The following is a 15,486-nucleotide window of genomic DNA, read 5'->3' as shown; positions in this document are numbered from 1 at the left end:
CCGGAGTCTGCGGGTGTTTTCCGCTTTCGCTTCCAACAAGATCGATATTTCCCGCCCTCGATCAAGAACAACCCAGCCGGATCCGCAAGGTTCCGACAGTTCTTCGACAAACACACAAGGTTTGCGCAAGATTTGCCACATACCGCGGATGAGAGCGTGATCACGCCATCTTTCGGATCGCTTGAGGAAGGGGTTCTGTCTCCCTTCGAGTCGAACAATCAGGTGCGACCGTCGCCGATCAGACTTCCTCCGAGAAGCTGAGGGACGGGCCTGGCCAGCTCGTCTAGATCGAACACACTTTCGTTAGTATTTAGACCTCTCCTTAGCTGTTAGTCGAAGTAATGTCAGTGGTGTGGTGTTGACTTGTGGCATGGAAAACAACGACAGAGCCGTCGATCCTCCGGGCGACGAGAATCACGATCCACCTGATAGCGGTGCGGATGCCGCTTCGCGCGGGCCGCAGTCCGAGCAGAGACTCGCGCCTGGCTCAGAGCCGAAGTCCGAGCCTGAGCCGAATGCGGAGTCCACGTCTCGGCCCGATCCCGGCGCCCTTGTGCCAGTTCCTGATCCCGACGCGGAACCGGAGTCGGAACCTGATCCCGACGCGGAACCGGAGTCGGAACCTGAGTCCGGGTCTAAGTCCAGCCCAGAACGCAATACCGTCGCTGCGCCTAAGCCTGAGCCCGAGCCACAATTCGGACCCGAGTCCGACCCGGCGCCCGATGCGGATGCCGGTGCGGGCGTAGAGCCCGATGTCGATTCCAATTCGGAATCTCAGCCCGAGCCCGAGCCTGAGCCTGAGCCTGAGCCTGAGCCTGAGCCAACGTTGTTTGCGCGGATTGCTGACACGTGCACGGCGCTGTTTGAGGCGGTAGGGCAGGTGGAGCGGTTGGAGGCGCGTCAGGCGGCGTGGAAGGCGGAGTTCATCGACCGGGCCAGGACCCTCGCGCTGAGCGCGGAGGAGGGCGTTCTCGACACCGCCCGGCCTGCGACGCAGACCGCAGCACAACGCGCAGCGGAGCGCCGGGATCTGGCGTTGCGGTCGTTCACGGCAGAACTGGCGTGTGTATTGCGGGTGTCCGAACGCACCGCGACCGCGTTGATCGATGACAGCGAAGCGTTGATGCACCGCTTGCCGGCCACTCTGACGGCGTTGCGGGAGGGCGACATCAGTTACCGGCATGCCCAGCAGCTGGTCGACCAGACCAGCACCCTCACCGCCGAGGAAGCAGCGGAGCTCGAAGAGAAGGCGTTGCCGTTTGCCCGGACGATGACGGTGGCGAGGTTCCGGCAGAAGACAAGGATGTTGCGGGAACGGTTACAGCCGGAATCCGCGGTCGCCCGGTGTCGGAAGTCGGTAACCGATCGGCGGGTAGAACTGATTCCGGCACCGGACGGGATGGCCTGGCTGAACCTGTTCACCACCGCACCGGCCGCCGAGACGATCTTCGACACGATCCGTGCCCAGTCGATGAAACTGCAATCACCGCTCGAGCCACGCACCCTGTCCCAGTTGGACGCCGATGTGGTGTTCGCGGCGATGATGGAGGCGTTCACCGGTGAGTTCACCCTGCCCGACCCCACCGGCACCCGACTCTTCGGCACCGGACTCGGCACGCGCAACCCCTACACCGACCCGCGCTCAGATGCTCCCAACCGCAACAGCACCACCACCGGCGAGAATGGCGCGACAGGCATCACACCCACCGGTAACGGTGGTGCAGGCTGCGGACCCACCGGCAGCGAAAGTGGTAGCGCCATCGATACCGGCGACCGCCGCGGGCGAAAGCGGTCAGGGCCGGGACGTGACCCGGCGACCGCGTTCCGGAAGATCGTGCCCACCGTGATGGTCACCGTGCCGGTCCTCACCCTCCTCGGCAAAAGTGTCGAACCAGGCAACCTCGACGGATACGGTCCCATCGACCCGGACACCGCACGGGAACTCGCGTCCCAGGCACCGGAGTTCAGCCGGATCCTGACCCACCCCGAAACCGGAGTCGCCCTGTCCCTCGGCCACACCAAATACACCCCATCGAAAGCGATGCGACGGTTCCTCCGCTACCGCGACGGATACTGCCGGTTCCCCGGCTGCACCCGCAAAGCGGTGTCCAGCGACATCGACCACACCGACCCATACGACACCGGCGGAAACACCGACTTCGACAACCTCGCCAGCCTCTGCCCCAAACACCACAAACTGAAACACGAAACCGGGTGGAACGTCGAGCAACTCGGCGACGGGATCCTGAAATGGACCTCACCCCACGGACGCGAATACACCACCCACCCCGAGAACCCAGTGCGCAACCCGATCCCACATCCGATCCCACCGGCGAAAGCGGCACCACCAAAGCCTCCGAATCCCGGCACCGGAAGCGCTCCGGACGACACGGATGCCCCGTCAATCCAGGTACAGGAGGAAGACACCCGACTGAACAACGTCTACACCCGACTCCTCGACGCCCAGAAAGAAAAACGTGAGAGGGAGAGAAACGACACGGAGAACCGCGACGAGGCACCAGAAGACGAGTCAGCAGACCCCAACGAACCACCATTCTGAGCCACAGGGGCCTCGGGCACACACGGGTCACGCACACCTAAGGGGCGCGCACACCGACCGCACACGCTGAGGGGACGACCGTGCGGGGGCTGGCGTGACTGACGCCCAAACCGTGATCTATGACGGGCACGCGAACACGGCGACCGGCGTAGCATCCGTTTCAACAGTTCTCATGAAGGGATGGATCGCAATGAAGCGTTCCGTTGCACTCATCATCAGCGCACTGATGGGTGCCGTTTTTCTCAGCGCAGGCAGCATCGCCGCGACGGCAGCTCCGTACTGCGGCATTACCTGGGGGTCACTCCCCGACAGCCAAAGTCTCTCAGCGCCCGATGCACCGATCACAAACGCTCGGTCGGGTGAGCATCCGTGCTTTGACCGGTTCGTCATCGACGTCCGAGGAGACATCCTCGGGTTCGATGTCCGCTACGTACCGCAGGTCGTCCAGGATGGGTCGGGTACACCCGTTCCCCTCCGTGGAGCCGCTGATCTTCAGGTCATCGCCCTCGCGCCCGCCTACGACATCAACAACAACATGGCCGTGACATACAACCCCGCAAACGACAGTGAGGCGCTCAACGTCACCGGGTACGAGACATTCCGCCAGGTCGCGTTCGCCGGTAGCTTCGAAGGGCAAAGCACCTTCGGGCTCGGGGTTCGTGCACGATTGCCATTCCGCACGTTCATCCTGGACGGCCCGGGAGGTGGAAGCCGTCTCGTCATCGACGTCGCGCACCGGTGGTGACACCTGACACCTGACACCTGACACATGACACATGACACATGACACATGACACATGACCGCATCCTGAGTGACGGCGGCGCGACAATCCCCGATCTCGCGTCGCCGATGCCGATGCCGAGGAAGAGCTAGCGCGACTGACCGCCGATGCCGTCTGCCCGATCGCCACGCTCGCCACGCTCGCGCCTGAGGCTCCGACGGGTGGGAAGCTCGCTGAGGGTGTCGGTCGCCCGCTCGGACGCGGGCACTGTGGCGGGCATGGCGGGCTCGGCGGGCTCGGCGGGCTTGGCGGGCTCGGACGGCTCGAGGAGTTCGGTGGGCTCGGGGAACTCGGACGGCTTGACAGGCTCGCCGGGCTTGGCGGACTCGGGGAGCTCAGACGAGGTGGGGCGCTCGGCGATAGCGACGGGGGCCAGCTTCTCGACGGTTGAAGCGTCCATTGCGGCTGAAGCGTCCGTCGTGGCTAAATCATCAGTCGAGACTGAAGCGCTTGTCGCGGCTGAATCATTCATCGCGCGTGCATCGTCCGCGGATCGTTCGTGAGCGGATGGAACGTCCGTCGCGGCCGAACCGGTCATCGCGGCCGAACCGGTCATCGCGGCCGAACCGGTCATCGCGGCTGAACCGGTCATCGCGCGTGCATCGTCAGCGAATGAGTCGTCCGCCGCAGGTGAGCCAACGCGAGCCACAGGCTCGGCATCCGTCGCGGCGGCTTGGGCTTCGGTCGCGGCAGCTTTGTCTTCGCCCGGAGCGCTCTTCTTCCGACGAACCACCGTGACCACAAGCGTCACCACCGCGTAGCCAATCAGCGCAACGCCCAGCCCTTGAGCGAGCCAGGTACGGGTGTCGCTCGTGACTCCGTTGGTGACGTACCCGATGACCGGAAGCCAGTACCAAACCTTGCCACGAACCTGTTCCTCACGAACGAGCTCCTGGTCAGGAACCGGATTCGCGTCACCCTGCGTTTCAAGCCGGACGCCCTCGGGAGTCACGTTCACACCGATCACCCGGTGCGTCACGACCTCCGGCTCACCGGATGAAATCTGGTAGGTGATGACATCGCCAACGGAAATCGCAGCAAAATCGATCGGCTTCACCACAACCGTTGTTCCCGGTGGCATCGACGGACGCATCGACCCGGTCAACACCGTGTACGGCGTAGATCCGGTAAGCCGAGGCACAAGCACAAAGCCGATGATCAGCAACCCACAGCCGATGAGCACAACCCAGCTGACAACGCGAAGCAGGATGCCCGGAAGCCGACTCAGCAGCGAACCCCTCGGCTCCGTGGAAGAACCGTCGCTGACAGATCTGTCGGCGGGACCGTCAGCAGAAGGGCTGACAGACCCAGCGGCAGAAGAAGCATCCGCATCAACAGACGGATGCATCGTCGCATCCGTCACAGGTTCGCCCATCGATTTAGTCGATCAGGTCGTGCCGCACCACGATCGCGTCGCGACCAGGGCCAACACCGATCGCAGAAATCCGCGACCCGCTCATCGCCTCGAGCGCGAGCACATAGTCCTGTGCGTTCTTCGGCAACTCTTCGAAGGTCCGGCACCCGCTGATGTCCTGCTTCCAGCCGGGGAATTCCTCGTAGATGGGCTTCGCGTGGTGGAAGTCCGACTGCGAAACGGGAACTTCCTCGTGGCGTACCCCGTCGACGTCATAGGCAACACACACGGGAATCGTCTCGAGCTCATCGAGGATGTCGAGCTTGGTCAGCACGAAATCGGTCACACCATTGATCCGCGCGGCATAACGGGCGATCGGTGCGTCATACCAGCCGACCCGACGCGGACGCCCCGTGGTGGTTCCAAACTCGAAGCCCTTCGACCGCAGGTACTCCCCCGACGCATCGAACAGCTCGGTCGGGAATGGTCCCGCTCCGACACGGGTCGTGTACGCCTTGACGATCGCAATGACCCGATCGATCTTGTTGGGCGCAACACCCGAACCGGTCGCCGCTCCACCCGATGTCGCATTTGAGGAGGTGACGAAGGGATAGGTGCCGTGATCGACATCCAGCATCGTCGCCTGCCCACCCTCGAACAGCACGATCTCACCACGCTCAAGCGCCTGGTGAAGCTCGAGCGCGGTGTCGGCCACCATCGGCCGCAACCGCTCAGCGTAGGAAAGCAGGTCATCCACGATCTCGTCCGGCGAAATCGCCCGGCGGTTGTAGATCTTCAGCAGCATGTGGTTCTTGACGTCGAGGGCACCCTCGACCTTCTGCCTCAGGATGTTCTCGTCAAAGAGATCCTGGATCCGGATGCCGACACGGTTGATCTTGTCTGCGTATGCCGGCCCGATTCCACGCCCGGTCGTCCCGATCTGGCGCTTGCCCAGGAACCGCTCGGTCACCTTGTCGAGCGTCCGGTGGTAGTGCGTAATGACGTGCGCATTGGCGCTGACCTTGAGCTTGGACACATCAACACCGCGGGCGTTGAGCGCCTCGAGCTCGGAGAACAGCACCTCGAGGTCGATGACAACACCGTTCGAGATCACCGGCGTGACACCTTCGGTCAGGATGCCGGACGGCAACAGGTGCAGAGCATACTTTTCGTTACCGACAACGACTGTGTGACCGGCGTTGTTACCGCCGTTGAACTTCACGACATAGTCGATTCGGCTACCCAAAAGGTCGGTAGCTTTACCCTTGCCTTCGTCGCCCCACTGGGCGCCGACGATCACGATTGCTGGCATTACGGATGCTCCCTTTTGACCTGATGCTTCTTGCTGCGGAAAAACTTGGTGCGTGTAGAACGCTTCGCGCCTGACCGCGCGACTGTGACTAGTCCTGACCGCGAATGAAAAACGCCTCTGTGGGCGGCTGCGGCTCGGACGGTTGGCCTTCGCTCTCGATTCGCGCCACAGCCGTCTCGTCTGCGTCACGGAGGAAGTCGGTCAGCCGAGTGACCTCGTCGGTTTCACCGATGGCATCCGCCGCCTGGCGGAGTGCATACAGCGAGCGCAAAACACCCTGGTTCGGCGTGTGGTTCCACGGAATGGGACCCTGGCCACGCCAGCCTGCCTTGCGAAGCGCATCGAGCCCCCGGTGGTAGCCGACCCGCGCGTACGCGTAGGCGGTGATCGGGTCCGCTCGATCGAACGTCGCCTCCGCCAGTCGAGCCCATGCCAGCGAGGACTTCGGGTATTTCGCCGCAACCGCAGCGATGTCATCCGTCGTCGTGGCACGATCGAGGGCGTCCACGACCTCCGGTTCAAACGGGAGTCGGGTCTCTGGCATTCCGAGCAGATTGTCTCCGGTCACAGAGCTAGCCTACCGCGCCTCGTTCCGAGGGCCACGTCTCTAGAGCGAGACACCCTTGCCGCGGAGGAACGGAGCCGGGTTCGTGGCGCCGCCATTGATCTTGAGGTCGAGGTGGCAGCCCGTGGCAACACCGGTCTTGCCAACGCTCGCGATCACCTGTCCACCGGACACCTGCTGGCCGGGACTGACCCGGAATGACCCGGCACTGAGGTGACCGTACGTGGACGTGACTCCGCCGTGATCGATGATGATGCGGTATCCGAAGTCGCCGGCATTCCCGGCCGAGACGACCCGGCCACCGTGGACGGCCTTGACGGCGTGACCACAGGCGTTACCGAAGTCGATGCCACCGTGGAAGGATACCGAGCACCCTGTTCCTCCGCAGAGGATGGGTCGGTTGCCGTACCACGACGTGATTGCACCGGGAAGCGGACGCCACCAGCCCTGTGATGAGGCCTGGAAGTAGGTGCCAGTCGCGCCGGCGTTAGAACCGCCACCGCCGGCGCTTCCGCCGCCGCCAGTGCTTCCGCCGCCACCGCCACCGCCGGTGCTGGGCTTCTTCTTAGCGGCTTCCGCCGCTGCAGCAGCCGCTGCGGCCTCAGCAGCCTTGCGCTGTTTTTCAGCTTCGATCGCCGCGAGCCTGGCCCGCTCGGCAACGCCCGCCGCATAACCCTCTTCGACGGATGCCGTCTGCCCCTTGAGCAGAGAAAGCTGGCCAAGAAGGGTCTCTTCGTGGGCTTCCTGCTCGGCAACAGCGGCCGCAGCCGCTTCAGCCGCAGCGGTCGCCGCCTCGAGCTTTTCTTCGGAATCAGCCCTGGCCTCTTCGAGGATTGTCGCTGCTACTTCACCCTGCGCACTCAGCGAAGTGACCTGGTTTGCGTCCTGTTCGGCAGAGTCGAGCAGCTGCGTCGACAAGGCAGTCAGCTTCGAAACCGCACCGAGCTTGTACAGGGTGTCATCGGCTTTACTGGAGTCGAGCAGCAGGCTTGCCGTCGTGTCGAATGTGCTCGTCCGACCCATCTGGGCGAACAGGGCACCCGCCTGTTTTGCCGAATCGGCGGCCTTGGCCTGGGCATCAGCGAGCTGCAGCTTGAGATCTTCTGACTTGATCAGGGCTTCCTCAGCAACGGCGAGTGCGACCTGGTACTCGTCTGCGGCGGCGACCGCAGCGAGCTGCGCTGTTTCAGCGTTGCTCCGAAGCGTTGCGATGAGACCCTCGATGCGCGTAATCTCCGCAGCCTTGGCCGACTCGCTTGCGCGCGCGTTCTGAACGTCTTCCCACGAGGGGTAGCTTGTCGCCGCGGTTGCGGGCGCCGAAACTCCCATGGAGGCGACGACTACCCCGAGGGCGATCGTCGCGATGAGGGTCCGAAGTCGCATGCGCATTGCTCCATGGTGTCAGAGAACAGCACTTTCGATCGTAAGCAGCGCCGAACTGGGGGTAGTCACATGAGTAACACTCGTCACATCAGCAACAAGCGGCTCGCGCCCCATGCTACGGACCACCGGGCGCTTTTGGCAATCAATCGGCGTCAAACTGCGCCGTTACAGCTCCGAATCCGGAAACGGCACAGCCCGGCGACCGAGGCCACCGGGCTGCGCAGCAGAGCGTTTAGAAGAGGTCCTTCTCCTCGAGCCAGTCACGGGCAAGAGCCTCAGGCGACAGCTTCTCATCGCCCTGGTTCATGGCGTTGAGCTCAATCAGGTCTTCGGTGGTGAGTTCTGCCGATACGGCATCGAGCACCTCGACCACCTCGTCACTCGCCTTCTCCGCGTTGATGAGCGGCAGGACGTTCTGCGGCAGAATCAGGTTTTCGGGATCCTCAAGAGTGACAAACCCGAACTCCTCGATCGACGGTGTCGTCGAGTAGATGTCGGCGATGTTCACCGTTCCGTCAACGAGCGCCTGGGAGGTCAGCGGTCCACCGGAGTCGCTGATCGGAACGAAGGTGATTCGAGCAGCATCCACCCCGTACACCTCGGTCAGGCCGGTCGGCCCGTACGGGCGCTCCGCCAGCTCGGGGTTCCCTCCGAGAACGAGAGGAACATCGATCCCCGCCAGGTCGGCGAGGCTCGTCACCCCGTTCGCCTCGCTGAACTCCTGCGTGACGTTGTAACTGTCCTTGTCCTGGGCCTCGGCCTGGTTGAGCACCTCGAGGTCGTCCGGAACGACCTCCTGAAGAGCGGCGAACACCTCATCGCTCGTCCTGGCATCCGACGAATCGTCAAAGAACTGCAGCAGGTTGCCGCTGTACTCGGGAATCAGGTCGATCGAACCGTCTTCGAGCGCCTCGATGTAGACATCGCGCTGACCGATCTGCCCCTTGAAATCGACGGTGATGTCGTTCGCCTCGAGTGCCTGCGCATAAATCTGCGCGATGATCTCGGATTCCGCGAAGCCAGCGGCACCGATCACAATGGTGTCGGTCTCGCCGCCCGCCGAATCGTCATTCGCAAGCGGGTCGCCGCTTGAGCACGCGGCCAGTGTCAGGACGGCACCGGCGGCAAAAACTCCTGCCGCGGTCCGTCCGCGTCGTGAAGTGAACATCTGTCTTCCTAACTGTGGGTGAAAAGTGGAGAGAGTCGTGACGCAGTTTTACGCCGAAGCTGACACCGTGCGCGCCGACTTCGTTGTGCTTCGTTGCTCGGGTGATTTTCGGATTGCCCGGACCCCTGCGGGAACGGTAAGGCGCTGACACACGACGAGGATGCCGTCGAGCACCAGGGCGAGGACCGTCACGAGCAACGCCCCAACGAGCACCTCGGTGTAATTGCGAAGCGGAAGCGCGTCAATGATGTATCGACCGAGACCTCCCAACGAGATATAGGCGGCAACCGTTGCTGTTGCCACAACCTGCAACACCGCCGACCGTATTCCCCCGAGAATGAGCGGAAGCGCCAGCGGCACCTCGACCTTCCACAGGATCTGCCACTCCGTCATGCCCATCGACCTCGCCGCGTCGACGGTTCGCCCATCGACGGACTCCACTCCTGAATAGGCACCGGCAAGCAATGGCGGAATGGCGAGCACAACGAGAACAATGATGGTCGGCACGAGCGCGAATGAGATTCCCCCGCCGAACAGCACGGCCAGGTAGACGAGCAGGCCAAGCGTCGGCAGGGCGCGAAGCGCACCGGTCACCCCGACGACGAGGCCGCGATACCTGCCGGTATGCCCGATGTAGAGACCAAGCGATATGGCGATGAGCGCCGCAATAACCACGGTGAGCGCCGTGTAGCCGAGATGTTCCGCGACACGGTTCGGGATGCCGTTTGCCCCGGTCCAGTGCACCGGGTCCATGATCCACCGAATGGCATCGGCAAACAGGTTCATGCCGTTGCCGCCTTCACTGTGACACCGCCGGCGCCTCGCCGCGCCGCCTCATCGACACGGGCCCACGGCAGGAGCACCCGTCCGAGGAGCACGAGGAGCACGTCGAAGACGACGGCAATCAGCACGGTTCCGACGATTCCGGTGAGGATCTCGGTCGGAAAATTGCGCTGGTACCCATCGGTGAAGAGGTAACCGAGTCCGCTCATCCCCACCAGCGCGCCGAGGGTCACGAGACTGACGGTACTCGTCGACACCACCCGGAGACCCGCGAGAAGAACCGGACCGGCAAGAGGGAGCTCGACCTGCCAGAACCGGCGCCACGCACCAAAGCCGACAGCGGTCGACGACGAAATGACGTCCCGCGACACAGCCTCGAAGGCATCCGTCGCTGTCCTCACCATCAGGGCAATCGCGTAGATCGTCAGCGTGACGATGAGGTTGAGCGGATTGAGGATTTTCGTCCCGAGAAGAGTGGGCATCGCCACAATGAGCGCGAGCGATGGAATCGTATAGAGCAGCCCGCAGACGGTGAGGACGATGCCTCGCGACACTCTGAACCGATAGGCGAACCAGCCGATCGGCACAGCAAGCAGAAACCCACAGATGATGGGCGCGATGCTCAGCAGCACGTGGGCGACCGTGAGACTCCAGATCTGCTCGAAGTTCGCGAACACCCACGTCATGGCTGGGTGCTCGACTCTCGCTCCGGATTCCTGAGGATGCCGGCGAGCCTGCCGGTGCCGTCGAAGACGACGTCCTTTCCGTCCACGGTTCGGATCGACAGTGACCGACGCCCCCGCTCCGCCCCGATAAACGTGTCGACGAACTCATCGGCCGGGTTGGCGAGGATCTCGTCCGGCGTCCCCATCTGCGCGATTCGCCCCCCGGTCTTGAGAATGACCACCTGGTCGCCCAGCAGGAACGCTTCATCGATGTCGTGGGTGACGAAAACTATGGTCTTCGCGAGGTCGCTCTGAATCCGGAGCAACTCCTGCTGCAACTCGCTGCGCACGAGCGGGTCGACGGCGCCGAACGGCTCGTCCATCAGCAGGATATTCGGGTTGGTCGCGAGGCCCCTCGCCACCCCGACCCGCTGCTGCTGGCCGCCCGAGAGCTGGGACGGGTAGCGGTGAGCAATCGCACGATCGAGACCGACCGTGTCCATGAGCACAAGCGCGGCCGCACGCGCTGCGCCCTTTTTCACACCGGAGAGCAACGGAACTGTCGCGACGTTGTCGACGACCGTCCGGTGAGGGAGGAGCCCGGAGTTCTGCATCACGTAACCGATCCGCCGACGAAGGGCGACGGGTTCGAGCGTGGAAATGTCGTCGTCATCGATATGAATGGCGCCGGCGCTGGGGTCGACCATCCGATTGATCATGCGGAGCAGCGTGGTTTTTCCGCAACCGGATGACCCAACGAAGACCGTGGTCGTGCGCGATGGAATCGTAATACTGAAGTCATCGACCGCGAGGGTCCCGTCAGGAAACCGCTTCGATACTCCGTCAAACCTGATCATGCCGTTGGACCCCCTGAGCGCACTGTGCCGTCGGTGACTCCGGTTCAGCGTATCCAGAACTGCCCTGAGCACACCAGCTACTTATGACTGATGGACCCGGAAACCGCGACAGGTTAAGGTGCTTCGCTGGCTCAGGCCGGCGTCTGCTGGTGCGCGGCAACCTGCCACGCACCGTCGCCGTAGAGATAGGTCGTTGTCATGCGCAACTGAACCGTCTCGCCGCCGCGGGTCGCGACGGCACGATACGCGAGGATCCCGCTGTGTTCCTCCAGCCGGATGAGTGCTGGTTCGTGGATTTCGTAGGAGTCCCATGGCGTGACACCGGCAAAGGCTTTGACCACATCGTCGCGACCGAACACCGCACCTTCAACGATCATGAGCGCATCGCGGGTCATTTCGCGTGCGTAGTGCTGGCCGCCATGTCCGGCCAGGATTGCTTTCCAGCCTTCGTGTTCTTCGCGGAGGAGAATGGCGGGCAAATCATCGGTGATCAGAGTCATGGCCTCACGCTACCCCCAGGCACCGCACCCGTGTCGAGGCTTAAGTCGCGCGGCCGGTCACAGCGTCGAAGCTCACGTGCTGCATGACCCAGGAGTGCATCGCGACAGCCGCGGCCGCCGACGCGTTGATCGACCTGGTCGACCCGAACTGGCTGATCTCGAGAACAGCATCCGACGCTTCGATCGCCTCGGGCGAAAGCCCTGGACCCTCCTGACCGAAGAGCATGACGCACCGCTCAGGAAGCGCGAACGTCTCAATGAGCACCGAGCCCGGCACATTGTCGATGCCGATCACCGGCATGTTCTCACCCCGTGCCCACTCGACCAGCGCCGCAACATCCGAGTGATGGACGACGTGCTGGTACCGATCGGTCACCATCGCACCCCGCTTGTTCCACCGTCGGCGACCGACGATGTGCACGGTGTCGGCGGCGAAGGCGTTCGCGGTGCGCACGATCGACCCGATATTCATGTCGTGCTGCCAGTTTTCGATGGCGACGTGAAACGGATGCCTGTGCTCGTCAAGGTCAGCGACGATCGCGTCGAGCTTCCAGTACCGGTATCGGTCGATGACGTTGCGGGTATCGCCGTGCGCGAGCAGTTCAGCGTCGTAGTAATCCTCGACCGGCCACTCACCGCTCCACGGACCTACTCCGTTGGTGGACAGCTCGTGGGTAGGGGTGTTCGTCGTTTCGGGCACAAAGACAGGGTAGCCGGACCGCCTGAATGGGAGAGACTGAGGTATGGAGTCCCTGCCGAAAACCCCTCATGACCCGTCGCTTGTCCCTTCTGTGGAACTGGCCAGCCAGCTCGGGGTCGACCCGACGGTGGGGCTGACCTCCGACGAAGCGGCGCGGCGCCTCGCGGCAGACGGCCCCAACGAACTTCGCGGCAAGCCCCCTGTCCCCCTCTGGCGCAAACTGCTCGCCCAGTTCGAGGACCCGCTGATCTACCTGCTGCTCGCTGCCGTCGCCATTTCACTCGTCGCCTGGTTCGTCGAAGGAGCCCACGGCGTTCCGATCGACGCGGTAGTCATCTTCGCGATCGTTCTGCTCAACGCCATCCTCGGCTTCGCGCAGGAAGCCAGGGCCGAAGACGCCGTGGCTGCGCTCAGCACCATGACGGCAGCGACGTCGACAGTGCTTCGGGACGGCAAGCTCGCGACGATTCCGTCGGCCGAACTCGTTCGCGGGGACATCCTCGTGCTCGGTGAGGGAGACGCCGTCGGCGCCGACGGTCGCCTGCTCTCGGCGAGCGGGCTGAGAATCGCTGAGGCATCGCTCACGGGTGAGAGCGAAGCGGTGACGAAACATCCGCAGCAGCTCACCGCTCCAGCCCCACTGGGCGACCGCATCAACATGGTGTTCAAGGGCACCGCCGTCACCCAGGGGGTCGGCAGGGCGGTCATCACCGGCACCGGCATGAACACGGAAGTCGGATCGATCGCCGACATGCTCGATGCCACCGTTGAGGAGCCTACGCCGCTGCAAAACGAGGTGGCGCGCATCGGCAGGGTTCTCGGCATCATCGTCATTGCGATCGCGATCATCGTGATGGGCACGATCATCATCGTGAACGGGGTGTCATCGATCAGTGACCTCGTCATCGTGCTCCTGCTCGGTGTCTCCCTCGCCGTTGCTGCGGTCCCCGAGGGACTCCCGGCGATCCTCAGCGTCGTGCTCTCGATCGGTGTTCGCCGCATGGCGAAACGCAACGCGGTGGTCAAGCAGCTGAGTTCCGTCGAAGCGCTCGGATCGGCATCCGTCATCTGCACAGACAAAACCGGCACGCTGACCCGCAATGAGATGACGATCGAGCGCGTTGTCACGTCCTCGGGCTCTGTCGATGTCACCGGCGTCGGCTACCGCCCGCAGGGCGCTGTGTTGCACAACGGGGCTCCTCTGTCCGACCCCGCCCTGCGGTTCGAAACCGAACTCGTACTCGCTGCCGGCTCAATCGCCAACAACGCCCAGCTGGCCGAACGTAACGGCCAGTGGGAGATTCAGGGCGACCCCACCGAAGCGGCATTCCTCGTCGCCGCCGCCAAGCTCGATGACACAGCCACCCGGATCGACAGATACGAACGAACCGCTGAGATTCCCTTCACGTCCGACCGCAAGATGATGTCGGCGGTGTGCCGCGAAAAGACAGATGACTCTCCGGTCCTGTTCAGCAAGGGTGCACCGGACGTCCTGCTCGACCGGTGTACCCGGATCCAGTCCGGCACCGAGGTCGTCGAACTCACCGATGACCTCAGGCAGCGGGCACTGGATGATGTCGAGGCGCTCTCCGCCGAGGCCTTCCGAACGCTCGGCGTTGCCTACCGCTCGATATCGGACGACGATGAGCTCGCCGACGACGCCGACGAATCGATCGAGCATGGACTCATCTATGCCGGAGTCGTGGGCATCATCGATCCCCCCAGGGATGAAGCGGGCCGCGCAATCGCCCAGGCCCACCGCGCCGGCATCCGCATCATCATGATCACGGGAGACCACCCGTCAACAGCGGCACGCATCGCTGCCGATCTGGGGATCATCGCACCGGGTGAGCGCGCTGTGACCGGTACCGAACTCGACACCCTCGACGAGAACCAGCTCAGGGAAACGGTCCGTGAGGTCTCTGTGTACGCCCGGGTGGCCCCGCAGCACAAGCTCAGGCTCGTCGATGCGCTCCAGGACGATGGCCAGATCGTCGCGATGACAGGGGACGGCGTGAACGACGCCCCCGCGCTCAAGTCGGCCGACATCGGCGTTGCCATGGGAATTACAGGCACCGAAGTAACCAAGGAAGCGGCGCGGATGATCCTCGCCGACGACAACTTCGCAACCATCGTGGCTGCGGTGCGCCAGGGCAGGGTGATCTTCGACAACATCCGGAAGTTCCTGCGCTACCTGCTCTCCTCCAACATGGGCGAGGTGCTCACGGTGTTCCTGGGCGTGCTCCTCGCCGGAGCGATCGGCCTGTCCGACGCCTCCAACGAGGCCATCGTCCTCCCCCTCCTCGCCACACAGATCCTCTGGATCAACCTGCTCACCGATTCAGGGCCAGCGCTCGCGATGGGCGTCGATCCCGAAATCGATGACGTCATGGCACGCAAACCGCGGAAACTCTCCGACCGCGCCATCGACGGGCGAATGTGGGGAGGAATCCTCTCGGTTGGACTCGTGATGGCCATCGTGACCCTGTTCACCATCGATCTGTTCCTGCCCGGCGGGTTCGTGCCCGGCGAGGATTCACTCGAGGTCGCCCGCACCGCGGGGTTCACCACACTCGTGCTCGCCCAGTTGTTCAACGCCCTCAACGCCCGTTCCGAGGTGACCTCAGCGTTCCACGGCCTGTTCACCAACCCCTGGCTCTGGGGAGCGATCGCGCTCAGCCTCGTGCTGCAGATCGCCGTCGTCAACCTCCCGTTCCTGCAGGTCGCCTTCGGAACAGCACCGCTCGCCCTGCACCACTGGCTCATCTGTACCGCCCTCGCCTCCTGCGTGCTGTGGTTCGACGAAGTGCGGAAAATCGTTCTTCGCTCGCCCCTTTTCGGCACACCGAAATAGCAT

At 63.5% G+C, this 15,486-nt stretch carries 13 protein-coding genes; 3 read left to right on the top strand and 10 right to left on the bottom strand.

All coding sequences use genetic code 11. From position 1 onward, the window contains the following. Positions 1-889 precede the first annotated feature (889 nt). Together AC1C2M_RS15055 and AC1C2M_RS15050 are read left to right on the top strand one after the other, a co-directional pair. Positions 890-2,560, top strand: coding sequence for an HNH endonuclease signature motif containing protein (locus AC1C2M_RS15055; RefSeq protein ID WP_495437405.1), 1,671 nt, complete (start codon positions 890-892; stop codon positions 2,558-2,560). A 190-nt stretch (positions 2,561-2,750) separates the two neighbouring features. Further along, entirely contained in the window at positions 2,751-3,305 is a 555-nt protein-coding gene (locus AC1C2M_RS15050) for an AMIN-like domain-containing (lipo)protein (protein ID WP_495437568.1), read from the top strand. 125 nt (positions 3,306-3,430) lie between these two features. Here AC1C2M_RS15050 and AC1C2M_RS15045 read toward each other — a convergent pair whose 3' ends face one another. From AC1C2M_RS15045 to AC1C2M_RS15000, 10 genes are all read right to left on the bottom strand, one after another. Continuing rightward, positions 3,431-4,717 (bottom strand): signal peptidase I, encoded by a 1,287-nt coding sequence (locus AC1C2M_RS15045; protein ID WP_495437404.1) that lies wholly within the window; start codon positions 4,715-4,717, stop codon positions 3,431-3,433. A 4-nt stretch (positions 4,718-4,721) separates the two neighbouring features. Beyond that, positions 4,722-6,008, bottom strand: a complete 1,287-nt coding sequence (locus AC1C2M_RS15040) for an adenylosuccinate synthase (protein ID WP_483406037.1) — start codon at positions 6,006-6,008, stop codon at positions 4,722-4,724. An 88-nt stretch (positions 6,009-6,096) separates the two neighbouring features. Continuing rightward, positions 6,097-6,576, bottom strand: a complete 480-nt coding sequence (locus tag AC1C2M_RS15035; protein ID WP_495433614.1) for a DUF3151 domain-containing protein — start codon at positions 6,574-6,576, stop codon at positions 6,097-6,099. A gap of 39 nt (positions 6,577-6,615) precedes the next feature. Further along, positions 6,616-7,956, bottom strand: a complete 1,341-nt coding sequence (locus AC1C2M_RS15030; protein ID WP_495437403.1) for a peptidoglycan DD-metalloendopeptidase family protein — start codon at positions 7,954-7,956, stop codon at positions 6,616-6,618. A gap of 232 nt (positions 7,957-8,188) precedes the next feature. Further along, entirely contained in the window at positions 8,189-9,124 is a 936-nt protein-coding gene (locus tag AC1C2M_RS15025) for an ABC transporter substrate-binding protein (protein ID WP_495437402.1), read from the bottom strand. A 48-nt stretch (positions 9,125-9,172) separates the two neighbouring features. Continuing rightward, positions 9,173-9,910, bottom strand: a complete 738-nt coding sequence (locus tag AC1C2M_RS15020) for an ABC transporter permease (RefSeq protein ID WP_495437400.1) — start codon at positions 9,908-9,910, stop codon at positions 9,173-9,175. Next, positions 9,907-10,593 carry an ABC transporter permease gene (locus tag AC1C2M_RS15015; protein WP_483406042.1) on the bottom strand — a complete coding sequence of 229 codons (687 nt, stop codon included), beginning with the start codon at positions 10,591-10,593 and terminating at the stop codon, positions 9,907-9,909. Before AC1C2M_RS15015 ends, AC1C2M_RS15020 begins: the two co-directional genes overlap by 4 nt. Beyond that, complete coding sequence (locus AC1C2M_RS15010) at positions 10,590-11,429, bottom strand: ABC transporter ATP-binding protein (protein ID WP_495433611.1); 840 nt, start codon at positions 11,427-11,429, stop codon at positions 10,590-10,592. The genes AC1C2M_RS15015 and AC1C2M_RS15010 overlap by 4 nt, the downstream gene beginning before the upstream one ends. A gap of 131 nt (positions 11,430-11,560) precedes the next feature. Beyond that, positions 11,561-11,929, bottom strand: coding sequence for a DUF4440 domain-containing protein (locus AC1C2M_RS15005; RefSeq protein WP_495437398.1), 369 nt, complete (start codon positions 11,927-11,929; stop codon positions 11,561-11,563). A gap of 40 nt (positions 11,930-11,969) precedes the next feature. Next, positions 11,970-12,629, bottom strand: coding sequence for a TrmH family RNA methyltransferase (locus AC1C2M_RS15000; RefSeq protein ID WP_495437396.1), 660 nt, complete (start codon positions 12,627-12,629; stop codon positions 11,970-11,972). Positions 12,630-12,672: 43 nt separating this feature from the next. Here AC1C2M_RS15000 and AC1C2M_RS14995 point away from each other — a divergent pair, with 43 nt between their 5' ends. Then, positions 12,673-15,483, top strand: coding sequence for a cation-translocating P-type ATPase (locus tag AC1C2M_RS14995; protein ID WP_495437395.1), 2,811 nt, complete (start codon positions 12,673-12,675; stop codon positions 15,481-15,483). Positions 15,484-15,486: the final 3 nt, after the last annotated feature.

It is taken from the genome of Mycetocola sp. Y444 (assembly GCF_059445295.1).
Note: the sequence above shows the minus strand (reverse complement) of the source record. Positions and strands in the feature narration are given on the sequence as shown.

Coding starts and splice junctions, on each gene's coding strand:
- AC1C2M_RS15030 (WP_495437403.1), bottom strand. CDS start 7,956: ATGCGACTTCGGACCCTCATCGCGACGATCGCCCTCGGGGTAGTCGTC.
- AC1C2M_RS15010 (WP_495433611.1), bottom strand. CDS start 11,429: ATGATCAGGTTTGACGGAGTATCGAAGCGGTTTCCTGACGGGACCCTC.
- AC1C2M_RS15040 (WP_483406037.1), bottom strand. CDS start 6,008: ATGCCAGCAATCGTGATCGTCGGCGCCCAGTGGGGCGACGAAGGCAAG.
- AC1C2M_RS14995 (WP_495437395.1), top strand. CDS start 12,673: ATGGAGTCCCTGCCGAAAACCCCTCATGACCCGTCGCTTGTCCCTTCT.
- AC1C2M_RS15020 (WP_495437400.1), bottom strand. CDS start 9,910: ATGAACCTGTTTGCCGATGCCATTCGGTGGATCATGGACCCGGTGCAC.
- AC1C2M_RS15025 (WP_495437402.1), bottom strand. CDS start 9,124: ATGTTCACTTCACGACGCGGACGGACCGCGGCAGGAGTTTTTGCCGCC.
- AC1C2M_RS15005 (WP_495437398.1), bottom strand. CDS start 11,929: ATGACTCTGATCACCGATGATTTGCCCGCCATTCTCCTCCGCGAAGAA.
- AC1C2M_RS15050 (WP_495437568.1), top strand. CDS start 2,751: ATGAAGCGTTCCGTTGCACTCATCATCAGCGCACTGATGGGTGCCGTT.
- AC1C2M_RS15045 (WP_495437404.1), bottom strand. CDS start 4,717: ATGGGCGAACCTGTGACGGATGCGACGATGCATCCGTCTGTTGATGCG.
- AC1C2M_RS15015 (WP_483406042.1), bottom strand. CDS start 10,593: ATGACGTGGGTGTTCGCGAACTTCGAGCAGATCTGGAGTCTCACGGTC.